The 17,116-nt window shown below is 49.8% G+C and carries 19 protein-coding genes; 6 read left to right on the top strand and 13 right to left on the bottom strand.

The features are described from left to right. Positions 1-35: 35 nt before the first annotated feature. The 3 genes from pfkA to cpxP form a co-directional block, all read right to left on the bottom strand. Positions 36-998, bottom strand: coding sequence for a 6-phosphofructokinase (gene pfkA, locus RT340_RS09585; RefSeq protein WP_034823768.1), 963 nt, complete (start codon positions 996-998; stop codon positions 36-38). Between the two features lie 207 nt (positions 999-1,205). Continuing rightward, a complete protein-coding gene (fieF, locus tag RT340_RS09580; RefSeq protein WP_313375577.1) occupies positions 1,206-2,108 on the bottom strand; it encodes a CDF family cation-efflux transporter FieF in 903 nt (300 codons plus the stop codon). A gap of 200 nt (positions 2,109-2,308) precedes the next feature. Further along, positions 2,309-2,821, bottom strand: coding sequence for a cell-envelope stress modulator CpxP (cpxP, locus tag RT340_RS09575; protein WP_034823772.1), 513 nt, complete (start codon positions 2,819-2,821; stop codon positions 2,309-2,311). A 150-nt stretch (positions 2,822-2,971) separates the two neighbouring features. Between cpxP and cpxR the strand changes: the two genes are divergently transcribed. From cpxR to trmL, 3 genes are read left to right on the top strand one after another with little or no spacing between them, the layout of a single operon-like run. Continuing rightward, complete coding sequence (gene cpxR, locus RT340_RS09570; protein ID WP_034823774.1) at positions 2,972-3,670, top strand: envelope stress response regulator transcription factor CpxR; 699 nt, start codon at positions 2,972-2,974, stop codon at positions 3,668-3,670. After that, positions 3,667-5,043: an envelope stress sensor histidine kinase CpxA gene (gene cpxA / locus RT340_RS09565; RefSeq protein ID WP_034823776.1), complete on the top strand. Its 1,377-nt coding sequence runs from the start codon at positions 3,667-3,669 to the stop codon at positions 5,041-5,043. Before cpxR ends, cpxA begins: the two co-directional genes overlap by 4 nt. Positions 5,044-5,078: 35 nt before the next feature. After that, the gene (gene trmL, locus RT340_RS09560; protein WP_058960119.1) at positions 5,079-5,552 is read left to right on the top strand and encodes a tRNA (uridine(34)/cytosine(34)/5-carboxymethylaminomethyluridine(34)-2'-O)-methyltransferase TrmL; all 474 of its coding nucleotides are present in this window, start codon (positions 5,079-5,081) and stop codon (positions 5,550-5,552) included. On the opposite strand, the gene cysE is transcribed toward trmL, so the two are convergent. From cysE to RT340_RS09535, 5 genes are all read right to left on the bottom strand, one after another. Next, positions 5,549-6,364 carry a serine O-acetyltransferase gene (gene cysE / locus RT340_RS09555; RefSeq protein WP_034823780.1) on the bottom strand — a complete coding sequence of 272 codons (816 nt, stop codon included), beginning with the start codon at positions 6,362-6,364 and terminating at the stop codon, positions 5,549-5,551. The two genes, trmL and cysE, sit on opposite strands and share 4 nt — an antisense overlap. A 67-nt stretch (positions 6,365-6,431) precedes the next feature. Then, positions 6,432-7,451, bottom strand: a complete 1,020-nt coding sequence (gpsA, locus tag RT340_RS09550; RefSeq protein ID WP_034823782.1) for an NAD(P)H-dependent glycerol-3-phosphate dehydrogenase — start codon at positions 7,449-7,451, stop codon at positions 6,432-6,434. Next, positions 7,451-7,915 carry a protein-export chaperone SecB gene (secB, locus tag RT340_RS09545; RefSeq protein WP_034823785.1) on the bottom strand — a complete coding sequence of 155 codons (465 nt, stop codon included), beginning with the start codon at positions 7,913-7,915 and terminating at the stop codon, positions 7,451-7,453. Before secB ends, gpsA begins: the two co-directional genes overlap by 1 nt. Positions 7,916-7,954: 39 nt before the next feature. Further along, entirely contained in the window at positions 7,955-8,209 is a 255-nt protein-coding gene (grxC, locus tag RT340_RS09540; protein ID WP_007885328.1) for a glutaredoxin 3, read from the bottom strand. A gap of 17 nt (positions 8,210-8,226) precedes the next feature. After that, entirely contained in the window at positions 8,227-8,658 is a 432-nt protein-coding gene (locus RT340_RS09535; protein WP_034823789.1) for a rhodanese-like domain-containing protein, read from the bottom strand. Positions 8,659-8,907: 249 nt separating this feature from the next. On the opposite strand from RT340_RS09535, the gene envC reads away from it, so the two are divergent. The 3 genes from envC (at position 8,908) to RT340_RS09520 (ending at position 12,321) form a co-directional block, all read left to right on the top strand. Further along, positions 8,908-10,209, top strand: coding sequence for a murein hydrolase activator EnvC (envC, locus tag RT340_RS09530; RefSeq protein ID WP_313375570.1), 1,302 nt, complete (start codon positions 8,908-8,910; stop codon positions 10,207-10,209). Positions 10,210-10,212: 3 nt separating this feature from the next. Continuing rightward, positions 10,213-11,112 (top strand): divergent polysaccharide deacetylase family protein, encoded by a 900-nt coding sequence (locus RT340_RS09525; RefSeq protein WP_313375592.1) that lies wholly within the window; start codon positions 10,213-10,215, stop codon positions 11,110-11,112. 129 nt (positions 11,113-11,241) lie between these two features. Continuing rightward, a complete protein-coding gene (locus RT340_RS09520) occupies positions 11,242-12,321 on the top strand; it encodes a glycosyltransferase family 9 protein (RefSeq protein ID WP_058960120.1) in 1,080 nt (359 codons plus the stop codon). Between the two features lie 43 nt (positions 12,322-12,364). Here the strand turns inward: RT340_RS09520 and RT340_RS09515 are convergent, their stop codons facing one another. From RT340_RS09515 to rfaD, 5 genes are all read right to left on the bottom strand, one after another. Then, positions 12,365-13,522 carry an O-antigen ligase family protein gene (locus RT340_RS09515; protein WP_313375567.1) on the bottom strand — a complete coding sequence of 386 codons (1,158 nt, stop codon included), beginning with the start codon at positions 13,520-13,522 and terminating at the stop codon, positions 12,365-12,367. Next, positions 13,500-14,408: a sugar glycosyltransferase gene (locus tag RT340_RS09510; RefSeq protein WP_097119667.1), complete on the bottom strand. Its 909-nt coding sequence runs from the start codon at positions 14,406-14,408 to the stop codon at positions 13,500-13,502. The genes RT340_RS09515 and RT340_RS09510 overlap by 23 nt, the downstream gene beginning before the upstream one ends. Continuing rightward, positions 14,409-15,371: a lipopolysaccharide heptosyltransferase RfaC gene (gene rfaC, locus RT340_RS09505; RefSeq protein ID WP_313375564.1), complete on the bottom strand. Its 963-nt coding sequence runs from the start codon at positions 15,369-15,371 to the stop codon at positions 14,409-14,411. 2 nt (positions 15,372-15,373) lie between these two features. Further along, on the bottom strand, positions 15,374-16,417 hold the full coding sequence (gene rfaF / locus RT340_RS09500; RefSeq protein WP_313375562.1) for an ADP-heptose--LPS heptosyltransferase RfaF: 1,044 nt from the start codon (positions 16,415-16,417) through the stop codon (positions 15,374-15,376). Between the two features lie 17 nt (positions 16,418-16,434). Next, positions 16,435-17,116: ADP-glyceromanno-heptose 6-epimerase (gene rfaD, locus RT340_RS09495; RefSeq protein WP_313375560.1), on the bottom strand; the 682-nt coding region annotated here is incomplete at its 5' end.

Genomic DNA, 17,116 nt, shown 5'->3' with positions numbered 1-17,116 from the left:
AGGCGCGGTTGATCTCGCGCCCTGATGCAGCTTGATTAGTAGAGTTTTTTCGCGGTATCCAGCCAGTCGCGCTTGAATGGGCGCTTCATGTTTTCAATAGCATCGATGATGTCGTGATGCACCATCTTCTCATTCTGAATACCGACACAACGTCCGCCGTAGCCCTGCAACAGCAGTTCGATGGAGTAAGCACCCATGCGTGAAGCCAGAATACGGTCGTAAGCACATGGCGCACCGCCACGCTGAATATGACCGAGGACGGTGGCACGCGTTTCGCGTTTGGTTTCTGCTTCGATATAGTGCGCCAAATCGTCGATATCACAGATGTGTTCTGTGATAGCCACAATGGCGTGTTTTTTACCTTTAGCGATACCGGCTTTGATCTCTTCGACCAGTTCTTCACGGGTATAAGGAATTTCCGGCAGCACGATGAATTCACAACCGCCGGCGATGGAAGCAGCCAGAGTCAGATCGCCGCAGTAACGACCCATCACTTCCACGATGGAAATGCGCTGATGCGAAGAGGAGGTGTCGCGCAGACGGTCAATCGCTTCAACCACGGTTTCCAGCGCCGTGAAGTAACCGATGGTGTAATCGGTACCGGCAACGTCATTATCGATGGTGCCTGGCAGACCAATGCACGGGAAACCCATTTCCGTCAGACGTTTGGCACCCATGTAGGAACCGTCACCGCCGATGACCACCAGCGCGTCAATGCCGCGCTTCTTCATGTTCTCAATGGCAACCTGACGAACTTCCTCATTACGGAAATCCGGGAAGCGCGCAGAACCGAGGAAAGTGCCGCCACGGTTGATCATGTCGGACACGCTATATCGGTCGAGATTGATCATACGGTCTTCATACAAACCCAGATAGCCGTCGTAGATACCAAAAACTTCAAGGCCTTCACTCAGCGCGGAACGGACAACTCCGCGGATGGCTGCGTTCATGCCTGGGGCGTCACCGCCGCTGGTCAGTACTCCGATTTTTTTGATCATGACAACCTCTGGATTGTTCAAAACTAAGGATTATTCCTGCCTGCCGACCGGTGTAAACCCGCTCACGATCGTGCGGCTTAATAGTTGCAGATAGTATATCAAAGGCTTGATGCTGAATTGATTCAGGTCAGACAAGTTTTCGCTATTTTTTTACAGAGTTGTTAGCGTTACGTCATTTTTATAACGCAACGCCATGATATTTAAACGCTAAAACTGGAAAAAGCCTTGCTGATTTTCAGGCACCACCGAACAGGGATCCTGATGGATGATAACATCCGAACCGGGAAACTTAAGCCGGAGTGCTTGATCGATCTGATCCGCTACCTGATGCGCCTGCACCAGCGGCAGGTGGTCATCCATTTCCAGATGAAGCTGGATAAAACGGGTTGGCCCGGATTGACGCGTACGCAGTGCATGGGCACCGCGCACACCTGGCCAGTCGCTAACCAAATCGATAATCGCCTGCTTCTCTTCTTCCGGCAATGCGCGGTCCAGCAAAGATTGCACCGCTTCATAACCCATGCGCAAAGCGTTATAGAGGATGTACACCCCAATCCCCAGCGCAAAGAGCGCATCTGCCCGGACAAAACCATAGCTGCTTAACACCAAAGCCACCAGGATCGCGCCGTTCATCACCACGTCAGATTGATAGTGCAGCATATCCGCACGTATCGCCTGGCTGCGTGTCCGACGCACCACCCAGCGCTGGAAAGTCACCAGTAACAGGGTGGACAAAAGGGCGACCACAGTGACGACGATACCGACCAGCGGCGCACGTAATATATTGGGTGAGGCCAGATGCTGAATACCCGTGAGAAATAAAAACAGTGCCGAGCCGGAAATAAACATGCTTTGTGCCAGTGCGGCAAGCGACTCCGCTTTACCGTGGCCGAAGGTGTGATCAGCGTCCGCAGGCTGGAGTGAATAGCGCACCACCAGTAAATTGGTGAGCGATGCAGCGATATCCACCAGTGAATCGACCAGGGCGGCCAACATACTGACTGAGCCAGTCAGCCACCAGGCAAAAATTTTCACGATCAACAGTAATGTCGCCAGCGTCGTTGCCGCCAGCGCCGCGCGGTTGACGAGTTTCGCGTAGGAGGGATCCATGCCATGCCTCATAGAAGCGTCTGCTCAGCGCAACGCCTTTAGTCACATAATGGCTCAAGTTTATCATCGGCAAGCGTAAGCTGCGTGAATTGAATATTAAGGTGATGATGCAGCACAGGATTGGCAGATAAAAAAACCCCCCGCATCATGCGGGGGAAGACAGGGATGGTGTCTATGGCAAGGAAAACAGGGATACTATGTTACTGGTTACTGCTGGTACTACTCACTGCATGCAGCGGTGATGATGGCTGCAATCCTGAGAGCTGACGCATATCGTTAAGTCGCCGCTCATAATTCTTCTGCAATGTCGCTTGCTGTGCAGGCGTTAGCAGGTGATACATCTGGTTGCGAACCCGAGCCATCTCAACTTGCAGTTCTATCTGCGCGCGGGCTTGTTTCTCTGCCTGCTGTCGGATAGCCGATTCGTTAAATTTGTCTGCAATGACAAGGTCATGCATAGTTTCAATATCCTGAACGCTCATAGCCGGGCGCTCATGTCGTGCTTGCTGCATCAGGTCTCGCATCTGTTGCCGCTGTTGTTCAGTCAGCTCAATGCCATCGAACATGTGGCTTTGCGGATTTTGCGTCATACTGCCTGTCGTCAATCCGCCGTTATGATGCATCTCGTCAATCGTCGTCGTGTCTGCTGCTTCTGCGCTGGCGTGACTGAGAACCATCGCTGAGGCAATGACGACGGCGGTTAAGTAGCGCATCGTTTACTCCCAGTTCGTTCCGTTTTGCGATTCAACGAGAGCTAGTGTACGGCGATAGCTGCAAACATCCGTCAGGGGGTGTAAAACTACGTAAAGCGTTGGATTGCAAGTCAAGGAACACGGTATTTTGCCTGCGGAGGGCAACAAAAAATGAATAAAATCCTGTTGGTTGATGACGACCGCGAATTAACTTCGCTGCTTAAAGAACTGCTTGAGATGGAAGGTTTTGAGGTGATTGTCGCCAGCGATGGTGAGCAGGCGCTTAACCTGCTGGATAACAGCGTTGACTTGTTATTACTCGACGTCATGATGCCGAAGAAGAACGGTATTGATACGTTGAAAGAATTACGACAACAGCACCAAACTCCGGTCATTATGCTGACCGCTCGTGGTAGTGAGTTGGATCGTGTTCTTGGCCTTGAGCTGGGCGCGGATGACTATCTACCAAAACCGTTTAATGACCGTGAACTGGTGGCGCGTATTCGGGCTATTTTGCGCCGTTCAAACTGGAGCGAACAACAACAGCAGCATGACAATAGTTCACCCACGCTGGAAGTGGATTGCCTGCGCCTCAACCCAGGCCGCCAGGAAGCCAGCTTCGATAGTGAAACGCTGGATTTGACGGGCACGGAATTCACTCTGCTCTATTTGCTGGCACAGCACTTAGGTCAGGTCGTGTCGCGTGAGCACCTCAGTCAGGAAGTGCTGGGTAAACGCCTGACGCCGTTTGACCGCGCGATTGATATGCACATTTCAAACCTGCGTCGTAAATTGCCGGAACGTCGTGATGGTCATCCGTGGTTTAAAACGCTACGCGGACGCGGCTATCTGATGGTTTCGGCATCATGATTGGAAGTTTGACCACCCGCATCTTCGCCATTTTCTGGCTCACCCTGGCGCTGGTGTTGATGCTGGTTTTGATGGTGCCCAAACTCGACTCACGCCAGATGACTGCACTGCTGGAAAGTGAGCAACGACAGGGCACCATGATTGAACAGCATGTTGAAGCTGAGTTATCGCAAGATCCCCCTAACGACCTGATGTGGTGGCGAAGGCTCTTTCGCGCCATCGACAAATGGGCCCCACCCGGCCAACGCTTGTTATTGGTGACCAGCGAAGGCCGGGTGATCGGGGCGCAGCATAATGAAATGCAGGTGATTCGTAACTTTATCGGCCAGTCTGATAATGCCGATCATCCGCAGAAGAAAAAGTATGGTCGTGTGGAGATGGTGGGCCCGTTCGCCGTGCAGGATGGTGAAGATAACTATCAGCTCTACCTGATCCGCCCCGCCACCAGTTCTCAACTGGACTTCGTCAATTTACTGTTCGACCGTCCGTTATTGCTGTTGATTGTCACCATGCTGATTAGCTCGCCACTGCTGTTATGGCTGGCGTGGAGCCTGGCGCGTCCAGCGCGCAAACTGAAACATGCTGCCGATGAAGTGGCGAGCGGAAACTTACGCCAGCATCCTGAACTGGAATCCGGTCCACAGGAGTTCCTGGCAGCAGGTTCAAGTTTCAACCAAATGGTGAGCGCACTTGAACGCATGATGACCGCACAGCAGCGTTTGTTATCCGATATCAGTCATGAATTACGCACGCCACTGACACGTTTGCAGTTGGCTACCGCCCTACTGCGCCGTCGCAATGGTGAAGGTAAAGAACTTCAGCGTATCGAAACGGAAGCCCAGCGGCTTGATGGCATGATTAACGATTTGCTGGTGCTCTCACGCACTCAGCATAAAAATGCCTTAGTCAGTGAAGCGATGAAGGCGAACCAGCTGTGGAACGGTGTACTGGAAGATGCCAAATTTGAAGCCGAGCAGATGGGTAAAACCATGGATGTGCCGTATCCGCCTGGTCCGTGGCCACTGTACGGCAACCCGCATGCCCTGGAGAGCGCACTGGAAAACATCGTGCGTAATGCGCTGCGTTATTCCCACACGCATATCAGCGTGAGTTTCTCGGTGGATATTCAGGGTATTACCGTTCACGTTGATGACGATGGCCCAGGCGTCAGCGCTGAAGATCGCGAGCAGATTTTCCGCCCCTTCTATCGCACTGATGAAGCACGCGACCGTGAATCTGGTGGCACCGGTCTCGGACTGGCGATTGTGGAAACAGCCGTGCAACAGCATCGCGGTTGGGTGAAAGCCGATGACAGCCCATTAGGGGGGCTGCGCCTTACACTCTGGTTGCCGCTGTACTCCGCTCGTCAATAATTTGCTATGCTTCGGCCCTCGTTTCCGGGGGCCTTATGCTGAACATCGTTTTATTTGAACCAGAAATTCCGCCAAATACGGGCAATATCATCCGCTTGTGTGCCAATACAGGCTTCCAATTGCATCTGATTGAGCCGCTGGGCTTTGCCTGGGATGACAAGCGCCTGCGCCGCGCCGGGCTCGATTATCACGAATACACCTCACTCAAAAAACACGCCAATTACACTGCGTTTATCGAGTCTGAAGCACCACAGCGTCTGTTTGCACTCACCACCAAAGGCACACCTGCCCACAGCGCTGTGAGCTATCAGAAAGGGGATTATTTATTGTTTGGACCTGAGAGCCGTGGTTTGCCGGCAGAGATACTGAACGCGCTGCCAGCAGAGCAGAAGATCCGCATCCCAATGATGGCTGAAAGTCGCAGTATGAATCTGTCGAATGCGGTATCTGTGGTGGTGTATGAAGCGTGGCGCCAGCTTGATTATGCTGGCGCACTGATCAAGAGCTAAATTCCGTCGCCGTACTCGAAGCCCGCGCCGTTGAAGAGTTGGTCCATATCCATCGAAGGTTTATCGCTGGTGGGTTTGCCAACGATACGCGCAGGCACACCGGCTGCCGTGGTATGCGGCGGCACCGGTTGTAGTACCACCGAACCCGCACCAATTTTCGCGCCGCGCCCCACTTCAATGTTACCGAGAATCTTGGCACCTGCGCCAATCATCACACCTTCACGGATTTTCGGATGGCGATCGCCGCTGGTTTTTCCGGTACCGCCTAGCGTGACCGACTGCAAAATCGACACGTCATTTTCCACTACGGCGGTTTCACCAATCACGATACCGGTAGCATGATCGAGCATGATGCCGCGACCAATACGGGCTGCCGGGTGGATATCCACTGCAAAGGAGACGGAGATTTCGTTCTGCAAATAGACGGCTAACGCGCGGCGGCCCTCTTTCCAGAGCCAGTGGCCGATGCGATAAGCCTGTAATGCATGGAAGCCTTTCAGATACAGCAATGGCGTTGAATACTTATCAACGGCAGGATCGCGCTGGCGCACGGCTTGAATATCGTAAGCTGCAGAGACAATCATCTCTGGATCTTCGCGATACGCTTCCTCAACGATTTCGCGTACCGCAATGGCTGGCATGATCGGGTTGGCGAGTTTGTTCGCCAGCATGTAGCTTAGTGCACTGCCAAGATTTTCGTGCTTCAGCAAAGTCGCGTGATAAAAACTGGCCAGCATGGGTTCACAATCAGCCAGCGCTCTGGCTTCAGCTTTGATGTTGTTCCAGACCAGTTCTAACTCTTCTGACGACATTGCTCTGTGCTCCCGATAAAAAAAGCGCCTGAGAGGCGCTGCAGGTGATTTAGCTGAGCATCCTGCTTCAGCTTTGGCTGTTTTCGTCCTTCCTTGCACGGCCAAGTAAACTCAATGCTGCCTCTCGCGCCGATTTTTCGCAATACAGTACCTGATAAATCTGCTCGGTTATCGGCATTTCAACACCCATTCTCGCCGCCAATGCTTTGACTTCTTTGGTGTTTCGGTACCCTTCTACAACTTGTCCGATAATGCGCTGCGCCTCATCAACGCTCTCGCCTTGTCCCAGCATCATGCCAAAACGACGATTGCGGGATTGATTATCGGTACAGGTCAGCACTAAATCGCCCAGCCCCGCCATGCCCATAAAGGTGGTGGGATCGGCTCCAAGAGCGGCGCCAAGGCGACTCATCTCCGTCAGCCCACGGGTAATCAGTGCGGTTCGTGCGTTAGCGCCAAAACCAATTCCATCGGAAATGCCGGCACCAATCGCAATCACGTTTTTCACCGCGCCACCCAGTTGCACGCCGATGAAGTCCGGATTGTTATACACGCGGAAGCTTTTACCGCAGTGCAGTTTTTGCTGCAGATCTTCAGCGAACTGCGCATCAGTGGCCGCCAGCGCTATCGCTGTAGGCATGCCCGCTGCAAGTTCTTTCGCGAAAGTTGGGCCGGAAACCACGGCCAGCGGAATTTGATCGCCGAGGATTTCACGCGCAACATCCTGCAAAAGACGGCCAGTCTCTTTTTCGAGACCTTTGGTTGCCCAGACAATACGTGAGTCAGCACGCAGATGCGGCTTCAACTGAGTGAGAACGTCGCCAAATACGTGGCTAGGCACCACCACCAGCAGATCGCGGCTGGCATTCACCACCGTTGCCAAATCGGCTTCGGGAACAAGATTGTCAGGGAAAGGTACATCAGGCAGGAAAGCGGCATTACATCGGTCAGCCTGGAGCTGCGCCACGCTTTGCGGATTGTGGCCCCAGAGCAGAACCGGATGGCCGTTACGGGCCAGAGTAATGGCCAATGCGGTGCCGTACGAGCCGGCACCGATGACGCTAATCGAAGCGTTGAGGGTAGTCATCAGGCATCCTGACGTGGCGCTTCGCCTTCACCTTGCTGCTGCAGATAGTTCATGAACAGGGCATCAAAGTTAACTGGCGCCAGATTGAGCTGAGGGAAAGTACCACGAGACACGAGGCTGGTGATGCATTCACGTGCATACGGGAACAGAATGTTCGGGCAGTATGCACCGAGGCAATGTGCCATCTGAGTGCCTTCGATACCGCCGATAGTGAAGATACCTGCCTGCTGAACTTCGCACAGGAATGCGGTGTCTTCGCCAACGGTTGCTGTCACGGTAACGCGCAGAACAACTTCGTAGACTTCATCAGCCAGCTGAGATGAAGCGGTGTCCAGATCCAGTTTCACTTCCGGTTCCCACTCTTTCTGGAAAACCTGAGGCGCGTTTGGCGCTTCGTAAGAAACGTCTTTGGTATAAACACGTTGAATCTGGAACTGCATTTCGTTTGTGCTATGTTCTGACATGTTACTAAATCCTGTGAGTTAAATTGTCTGACCGAAAAATTATGCCTGGAGTAAGGGATCCAGTCCCTGACGCCCATCCAGCGCGTAAAGATCGTCACAGCCACCAATGTGCTGCGCATCAATAAAAATCTGGGGAACTGTCGTACGCCCGCTTCGCTGAATCATCTCTTCACGTTTCGCCGCGTTCCCATCAATAGGAATCTCCTGGAACGAAACACCTTTCTGATCCAACAATGCTTTTGCCCGGTGGCAATAAGGGCATGTGACTTTGGTGTAAATCTCAACATTAGCCATGCGGTTACCTCTGGGAATTATTTACCGCGTACCAGCGGCAGATTCTCACCACTCCAGCCGCTCACGCCATCTTTCAGCACGGAAACTTTTTCAAAACCTTCAGCGCTCAATTTAGCGGCTGATTCACCCGCGCTCTGGCCGGTGGCGCATACCACAATTATGGGCTGCGACTTGTGCTTTTCCAGTTCGGCAAAGCTACCTTTTTTGATATCAGCCGCTGCAATATTTACCGCACCTGAAATGTGCCCTTTGCGATAATCATCGCGCGAACGCACGTCTACAACCACCGCATCCTCTTTGTTGATCAGGTGGGTTGCTTCACCACGGCTGATGGTTTTTACCTTAGAGAACATTCCTTTAACGGTGGTCACAATCACCAGAACGAGTAAAACAACCCATGCCAGACTAAGGATGGTGTGATTGCTTGCAAACTGCATAATTTCTTGCATGAGGGGTAACGACTCCAGACCGGGCTAATAAGCTAAAACAAGGGTTCTGAGTATACCTGCGCCACTTAGCATGTACAGTCGCGAAGCGGGCAGAGTTACGATTTGTGCGTCATTTTCCAAAAAAAGTGTTCTAATCGCAAAATTGAGTCAAGGTTTATGCCGCTAAGCTCGGCACCGACATCTTTCGTAAAGCAAAACCCGCCCGGGATAACTGGTAAGCGGCTGTTCATCGTGGAATAATTATCGACTATGAAGGGAAAAGCGACCGTTACACACACAAGGACCTGTCACAACGGCCCAGCGCATCCGTTGTTATTTCGCTGGTCCGAAATCTCCCTGAGCTTGCTCTGCGCGGGCGCACTGTTATTGCCCGTTTACGCGCACAGTGCGGATGACAGTAAAACCCAGCTCAAGTCCATTCAGCAGGATATTGCTGACAAAGAGAAAAGCGTTAAAGCGCAGAAATTACAGCGCAGCAAACTTCTCGATCAACTGCAAAGTCAGGAAAAAGTGATTGCGCAAGCCAGCCGGCAGCTTAGGGAAACGCGCAATAGCTTGACCGCGCTCGACGGCGAAATCACACAAATTACCACCTCCATCTCTCGTCTGGAAAAACAGCAAGCTCAGCAGGAAAAACTGCTGGCTCAACAATTGGATGCGGCTTTCCGACAAGGCCAACACAATGGGTTACAGCTGCTGCTGGGTGGTGAAGAAGCACAACGCAGTGAACGCATACTTGCCTATTTCGGCTACCTTAATGCTGCACGCCAGAAAAACATCGACGATCTCAAACAAACTCAGCAACAGCTGTCCGAGCAGCGTCAGGCATTGCAAGGTAAGCAGGAACAACAAAAATCCCTGTTAGCCCAACAGCAGTCGCAGCAGGCCAAACTGGAAACCGCCAGTGCGGCACGTAAGAAAACCCTGACAGTATTGGAAAGCTCGCTGGAAAAAGATCAGGCCGATTTGGTTGAGATGCGAGAAAACGAAAGCCGTCTGCAGGATAAAATTGCCAAAGCCGAACGCGAAGCGCGTGAGCGTGCCGAACGTGAAGCACGCGAGGCAGAAAAAGTACGCCAGCGTCAGGCGCAGGCAAAAGCCAAGGGATCAAGTTATCAACCCACACAAAGCGAACGTGAGTTGATGGCGCGCACCGGTGGCCTCGGAAAGCCTGGTGGGCAGGCGGTATGGCCGGTGAATGGACGTATTGAACACCGCTTCGGTGAATCCATGCAGGGTGAACTGCGCTGGAAAGGTCTGGTGATTGATGCACCAGAAGGCACCGAAGTGAAAGCCATCGCCGATGGACGCGTACTGATGGCCGACTGGCTACAAGGCTACGGCCTGGTTGTGGTATTGGAACATGGTAAAGGCGATATGAGTCTTTATGGCTACAACCAAAGTGCGCTGGTGAGCGTGGGTACTCAGGTGAAGGCAGGACAGCCTATCGCCCTCGTGGGTACCAGTGGCGGCCGCGGCACGCCTTCGCTCTACTTTGAAATCCGACGTCAGGGACAGGCCGTCAATCCACTACCGTGGTTAGGAAGATAAGTGTTGTTTCAGCCTCAAAAGCTCTCAATTGCGTTCTGCGCACTGTTTTTCACACTATCGGCTCAGGCAGGTAAACTCTCAATTGTGATTGATGACTTCGGTTATCGTCCGGTTGAAGAGAATAAAGTGCTGCAAATGCCCGCTGCGATTTCGGTCGCTGTATTGCCGAATGCACCTCATGCTCGTGAGATGGCGACAAAAGCACATCAGGGTGGTCATGAGGTGTTGATTCACTTGCCAATGGCACCGCTCAGTAAGCAGCCGCTGGAAAAAGATACCTTAACCCCAGAGATGAGCAGCGAAGAGATCGCACGCATTGTTCGGGATGCCTCGGGTAAAGTGCCCTTCGCTGTGGGGCTGAACAACCATATGGGCAGCAAAATGACCTCCAGCCTGCCTGGCATGCAGAAAGTGATGCAGGTGCTAAATCAGTACAATTACTACTTTCTCGATAGCATGACGATTGGCAATAGCCAGTCTATTCCAGCGGCACAAGGTACGCATGTTAAGGTGCTGAAACGCCGGGTATTCCTTGACGATAGTCAGAATGAGGCATCGATTCGCGAACAGTTTACCCGTGCCGTAAAACTGGCACAGCGCGATGGTTATGCCATTGCGATTGGCCATCCGCACCCAACCACCGTCCGTGTGCTGCAACAGATGCTGCTATCACTGCCTGGCGATATTACGCTGGTCCGCCCAAGTCAGTTGCTGAATGAGCCTGTGCATCAGGGTAAAGCTCCGACGACAACCGATAAATCTCCAGCGCCGAAATTCCGTGCTCCGGGGGTGTGTAAGGTCAGTAAACCACTGCCGCCAGTGCCGCAAAGTCGAGCCGTTAAAATAGTGATTGAAAATGTGGCAGGTAGTAAGTTAATCAATCAGTTAGGTTTACTTTTTTAACGCAATCATCAACGTTTTTGAAAATTAGCGTTAGCCCCATTCGGGACTAGCGTTTTTTTCGTTATCATTACGAAATTAATTCCCGCGACTGATGTCAAATTTGCCAGGTTCTTAGGGTGAAATGGAATAATGAAAAAGCTTTGGAAAATAAACGTAATCAATAACGTACTCAGTTTACATGCCAGACTGAGCCAGATTGACAAAAACAAGACACCGCTAAGCTCAAATCATGAGTTTAAGCGCATTGTTATTTTCTCAACGACCGCATTAGGAGATCTCCTTTTTAATACTCCTGCGATCAAAGCCATAAAGCATCGCTATCCAGAGGCCAGGCTCATGCTGGTATCCAGTGATAAAAACCGTGATCTCGTTGAAAAAAGTCAATGGTTTGATGAAATAGTCATCTGGGATAATAAAATAGTTCATTCCCATCGCGTAATCAGGAGAATGAGAAAATTCAAACCTGATATGACTGTACTACTGCATTCAACATTGGGCTATGACATTCTCTGCGCACGCCTGTCTGGCTCAAAATACATTATTAGAGATAATTTCAGAAGTGACAATACTGTCTTTAATCACTGGATAGATCATTATTCATCGGCAACAGATGTTCATATTATTCAGCGCAAACTCGACCTGATTAGTATTCTTGGATGCAATACAACAGATATCAGAATGCAATTTCCCATTGCAATTCACTCTGTAGAACGTGAAAACTATCGACCTGTAATTGGCTTTCAAATGGGGGCGTCCGGGAAAAACCGTTGCTGGCCAGTTGAACATTTTTCTGAACTAGCAGAGCGTATTTTAGAAAATAACAAAGATGCAAAAATAGTATTGACTGGTGCCACCCAGGATAAAAACATTGAAAAATCATTCTTTGATTTATTAAAAAATAAATACCATTCAAGGGTTCACTCTTATATTGGTAAGACTCGCCTACCTGAACTCTTACAGATAATTAAAAACCTTGATGTGTTGATCACAGGTGACACTGGACCACTACATATTGCTATCACGGCAGAAACGCCGACAGTGAGTCTTTATGTCAGTGCTAATCCCAGACATACAGGACCTTATCAGGATTTACACATCCATCAGACTATCAGAATTGAACCTGAATCTAATGATGATCCGCATTACCCATTAAGAAAAATAAGCGTTGATCAGGTTTATAACGTGATGATGAAAAATATTTCAGTCTAAAATTACACTACCAGATAGCAAGCGATCTGGTAGTGGTTTTTATCTAGGCCTTACGGGATGACAAAACTATCGCTAATGGCAACCAGAATAATACCCATGTTTCTCCTGGTCCACCAATCACAAACATCCCCTGAGTAACAAAAAACATCAAAGAGAAGAGATAAATTGACGCTTCTAACCCCATGCCTTGATGATACTTTCTATACGCATGATACAAGCCAACCAGGATGAGTGATGCCATAAATAGCACACCCACCACACCGCCTTTTAAGAAGGCCGATACATAAATACTGTGTGTGGTTATAACATGTTGGCCAATACTGTTTACAAATGTCAGCTGCTTATCAAACCCCCAACCGAAATAGGGATGAATCATTGCATCTGAAATGGCATGATTCCAGATTCCAAATCTGATAAAACTCTGCGCATAAGAGGAAACAATGCGCGCATAAAAATCACTGCCATAATCGGTAAAGTAGAAGAATAATAAAATAGTAGCGATTGAAATCATGATATACAAAACATGTTTAAAGTGAACATGTTTATATTTAGCAAGTAAGACAGCTAAAGAAACTATTAAAGCCAATAATGGACCTCGACTTTGCGTCAAGATCAAGCCAATAAAGAGCAACGATGCAGGTATGTAAATCCAGTGTCGGCCTGACTCACGGGCAATAATCAGTGCACTTAAAATACCAAGAGCAAAATATCCACCGAGATCAATGACATTTTTTGGCGCGGCAAAAAAACCGTTTTCAAGTCTATTAGTCAGTAGCGTGCTTTTGTCTACCAACATAAATGTCAAAACAAGGACAATAAAACACCCGGAAAAAATGCATCCATAAACCTTCAGCAAACCATAACGCTTAATACAGTAATCAAACATACAAACGAAAAAAAGAAGATAAACGGTATGCTTCAGAGTTGAAATTATATTCTCTGGAACACTTGTCCATAAGTTCGTAATACTGTAATAAATGAGGAATAGTGCAATAACGCCTATTGACCTCCAGGGATATGGCTCGGGAAGACTAAGCTTTTTTCGCTGGAAAAACAAAAATATCATCATCGTTGTAATCGACAGATGAAATAAATTATTTACTTTTCCAATACCTGTAAATATGGTCATTAAAAATAAAAATGCCATAAAAGAAATAGATGCAATAAATTCTAAACTTTCAGTTTTTTTTAAAAATGACATCTGGCGTCGCCTTCTCGAAAATTTCCTCTGTCAGTCCACTATTCATAGACAAATTGTAAACCTTTATCCCTGCATGATTAAGCTCGATGCTGGCATTCAAGAATGCGGGCTTTATAACTTGAGTAAAGTTTTCCCCTAAAAAGCTTTTCTGCTTATTATTTTCATTTTCATAAAACCGTGGGGATGAAAAATTATTCATATCAACCCCTGCTAACAGTATACGATTTGAACTGAGCCATACGGCTATTTGCAACGCCCAATAGGCCACTGTACCCGCATCAAAAATACCTTGTCGGATATCCCATGAAAAACCTGATAATGGATCAGTTGGATAGACTGATAATCCTTTATTATCATTGAAATTCAAAGCATACTCAGCAGGTACTACTGATTTTCGAAATATCTTATAACTCAGATCTTCAATAATAGCCAAACGACACTTTATCTTATCGACTCCAATGCAATTCAACATATCATTGAGGCAATGAACTGTTGTAAAGAGCGTCAACTCAGGGTCGCCCAGTACTTTTCCGACAATATCAAAACGATTCTCAACAAAACCGCGATCGACAATAACATAATATGAAAATACGACTTTATCTCGTAGGTGATAAGCGCCATTAACACCAATAAATGTCGTTTCTGAAAGTAATTCAAAATCAAGATCATTCACTGACGGGCCAGTTGCCAGTATCGTCATATCATTGGTAACGGTTTTACGTAATGAATCTAATGCTTCAATTTTTATTTCATTTTTTCGCCAGACTAGCCGTTCAATATGGTCTTCTGCTCCACGTTGAATTCTGATATGAGGCCAAAAATTTTCATTGTGCCGATAAGCTCGTTCATGGGTATAACGATAGATTTGTTTAAATATTGATCCCATTCAAAGCAATTCCCGCAATTTTTCCATTACGCTCACGGCGGATATAGCCTGCATTCTGCCACCTGCACCGCGTAGCTCATGCTGATTCTTCCCATATCCCCCAATCAGCCCCGGATCGGTTGGACCAAACAGCGTGATGTTCGGGCGGTCCAGCGCGGCGGTCAGGTGACTCAAACCCGTGTCGACCGAAACGACAGCGCGTGCCCCCGCCAATTGCTGTGCCACTTGCTCCAGCGCTAATTTTGGCAGCACCTCAACATGGTCAAAACCTTCCGCCATTCTTAATGCACGTTGATGCTCATGTTCAGCACCCCACGGCAGTTTCACCCGCAGACCCGTCGGCTGTACCAATTCAATCAGTTCGCGCCAGTGTGATTCAGGCCAATGCTTGTTATCACGGGTGGTGGCGTGTAGAAACACTAAATATTGATGCGCATCCTCGGGCAACGCGGAGAGGAAATGACCGGCAATCGCATAATCCCCCTGAGTGTCCGGTTTCGCATAACCCAGGCTTTTAGAAAACAGTTCGCGCGTGCGTTCTACCGCATGCTGCTGTTTATTAATTTCATGGCGTTTGTCATACCACCAGCTGGCAAAGGGTTCCCGCGCACTGCGGCTGTCTTGTCCATGCTTTACGCCTTTAGCCAGGCGCGTCACCAGCGCGGCGCTTTTGATCAACCCTTGCGCATCGATCACCACATCATACTGGCGCGATTGCAGGTCTCGCTTAAACAGAACGCGCTCTTCACGCTGCTGGCTACCAAACCAATGTTTACGCCAGCGACGAATCGCCACCGGCAGCACTTTATCTACTGCCGGATGCCAGCTGGGGATCTGTGCAAAATTTTCTTCGACGACCCAGTCAAAACGGATGCCAGGAATGGCCTGCATCGCATCAGTGAGCGCCGGTAACGTGTGCAGCACGTCCCCCATTGAGGAGGTTTTTACAATCAAAACGTGCATGGCTACTCCTGCACCGGATGCAGCAGCGTGCTAAGTTCCTGATGAACTCGAGCAGGCTGAATATCAATGAGACTTTGGTGATAACCCTCTTCGGCATCACCTTTACGTACTTTGTGATAGCCAGAGATCAAACGAATTACGCGTGCCTGATGAGAGAGCGGCGGAGTGAAATCCGGGCTACTTGGGCCATATAAGGCGACCAAAGGACGATTCAGTGCGGCGGCAATGTGCATCAACCCGGAATCATTACTGACGATAGCCGCGCAATGTGCAATTAAGATAACCGCTTGTTCTAATTGCGTATCGCCGGCCAGATTTTTGCAGTGCGCTCGTACTGATTCCGATAACGTCTGAACAATAGTGTCACCGGTTTCGCGATCTTTTGCGGAACCGAACAACACCACCTGGTACCCTTCGGCAATCAGTTGCTCGGCAAGCGCCGCGTAATGGTAGTGCGGCCAGCGCTTGGCTGGGCCAAATTCAGCGCCAGGGCAGAACCCTATAGCAGGACGATCGGCCGACAAAGAAAATTGCGCTGCTGTCATGCGCTTTTCATCTTCATCGACACGCAACTGCGGCCACAGTAAGGGCTGCGGCAACTGTTGTGCGGAGGCGATGGGTTTGTCGTAGCCCAGTGCAACATAGCGCTCCACCATCAGCGGAAACGCGGCTTTATCCAGCACACGCACATCGTTCAACACGCCATAGCGCATCTCACCACGCCAGCCGACACGGCGCTTAATACCTGCAAAGAACGGCACCAGCGCTGATTTGAACGAATTTGGCAGCACATAAGCACGGTCATAATTGCTGACCTGAAGGGATTTGCCCAAACGCCGCCTTTCACCCAGTGCCAAAGCGCCATGGCCCAGTGGCATCGCCAGCGCCTGATTGACTTCCGGCATCCGTGACAGCAGTGGCCGGCACCAGGCCGGCGCCATCACATCAATGACCGCATCCGGGTGCTCAGCCTTGAGCGTGCGATAGAGACTTTGCGACATCATCATATCGCCGACCCAGGAAGGGCCAATGACCAGAATTTTCATCGCTGGTGCCGGTTTCCTTATGCTTTACGATTGAGCCAGGTCATGTATTCACCCACGCCCTGAGCAACGGTTTTAAATGGCTTGTCATAACCCGCTGCGCGCAGATTGGTCAGGTCCGCCTGAGTGAATGCCTGATAGCGGCCTTTCAGTTTCTCAGGGAACGGGATGTATTCAATCTGGCCTTGCTGATGGAACTTCAGTACTGCATCGGCGACTTCCTGGAAGGATTCTGCACGGCCAGTACCACAGTTGTAGATGCCAGATACCCCGTTTTCCCAGCACCACAGGTTTACTGCAACGACATCGTCAACATGGATGAAATCGCGGCGGAAGTCGTCGCTACCTTCAAACAGTTTTGGATTTTCACCGTTGCTGATCTGCGTGTTGAGGTGGAATGCCACGCTCGCCATACCGCCTTTATGACCCTCGCGAGGGCCGTAGACGTTGAAGTAGCGGAAGCCACACACAGGAGAATCGGCTTCCGGCAGAATCTGACGCACGTAGTGGTCGAACAGCATTTTTGAATAGCCATAGACGTTCAGCGGCTGCTCGTACTGGCGCTCTTCAATAAAGTTTTCATTGCGGCCACCGTAAGTGGCCGCTGAAGAGGCGTACAGGAAAGGAATTTCACGTTCCAGGCAGAAATGCAGCAAGTCTTTGGAGTACTGATAGTTGTTATCCATCATGTACTTGCCGTCC

It is taken from the genome of Pantoea sp. CTOTU50773, from assembly GCF_032082325.1.
Classification (GTDB): Bacteria; Pseudomonadota; Gammaproteobacteria; order Enterobacterales; family Enterobacteriaceae; genus Pantoea; species Pantoea communis.
This window is presented reverse-complemented; position numbering and strand designations above follow the sequence as displayed.

Excerpts from the sequence above, each read along its gene's own strand:
- envC (WP_313375570.1), top strand. The coding sequence starts at position 8,908 with ATGAAGGGAAAAGCGACCGTTACACACACAAGGACCTGTCACAACGGC.
- cpxA (WP_034823776.1), top strand. The coding sequence starts at position 3,667 with ATGATTGGAAGTTTGACCACCCGCATCTTCGCCATTTTCTGGCTCACC.
- pfkA (WP_034823768.1), bottom strand. The coding sequence starts at position 998 with ATGATCAAAAAAATCGGAGTACTGACCAGCGGCGGTGACGCCCCAGGC.
- gpsA (WP_034823782.1), bottom strand. The coding sequence starts at position 7,451 with ATGACTACCCTCAACGCTTCGATTAGCGTCATCGGTGCCGGCTCGTAC.
- fieF (WP_313375577.1), bottom strand. The coding sequence starts at position 2,108 with ATGGATCCCTCCTACGCGAAACTCGTCAACCGCGCGGCGCTGGCGGCA.
- trmL (WP_058960119.1), top strand. The coding sequence starts at position 5,079 with ATGCTGAACATCGTTTTATTTGAACCAGAAATTCCGCCAAATACGGGC.
- rfaC (WP_313375564.1), bottom strand. The coding sequence starts at position 15,371 with ATGCACGTTTTGATTGTAAAAACCTCCTCAATGGGGGACGTGCTGCAC.
- cpxR (WP_034823774.1), top strand. The coding sequence starts at position 2,972 with ATGAATAAAATCCTGTTGGTTGATGACGACCGCGAATTAACTTCGCTG.
- cpxP (WP_034823772.1), bottom strand. The coding sequence starts at position 2,821 with ATGCGCTACTTAACCGCCGTCGTCATTGCCTCAGCGATGGTTCTCAGT.
- secB (WP_034823785.1), bottom strand. The coding sequence starts at position 7,915 with ATGTCAGAACATAGCACAAACGAAATGCAGTTCCAGATTCAACGTGTT.
- cysE (WP_034823780.1), bottom strand. The coding sequence starts at position 6,364 with ATGTCGTCAGAAGAGTTAGAACTGGTCTGGAACAACATCAAAGCTGAA.
- RT340_RS09520 (WP_058960120.1), top strand. The coding sequence starts at position 11,242 with ATGAAAAAGCTTTGGAAAATAAACGTAATCAATAACGTACTCAGTTTA.
- RT340_RS09515 (WP_313375567.1), bottom strand. The coding sequence starts at position 13,522 with ATGTCATTTTTAAAAAAAACTGAAAGTTTAGAATTTATTGCATCTATT.
- RT340_RS09535 (WP_034823789.1), bottom strand. The coding sequence starts at position 8,658 with ATGCAAGAAATTATGCAGTTTGCAAGCAATCACACCATCCTTAGTCTG.
- rfaF (WP_313375562.1), bottom strand. The coding sequence starts at position 16,417 with ATGAAAATTCTGGTCATTGGCCCTTCCTGGGTCGGCGATATGATGATG.
- grxC (WP_007885328.1), bottom strand. The coding sequence starts at position 8,209 with ATGGCTAATGTTGAGATTTACACCAAAGTCACATGCCCTTATTGCCAC.
- RT340_RS09510 (WP_097119667.1), bottom strand. The coding sequence starts at position 14,408 with ATGGGATCAATATTTAAACAAATCTATCGTTATACCCATGAACGAGCT.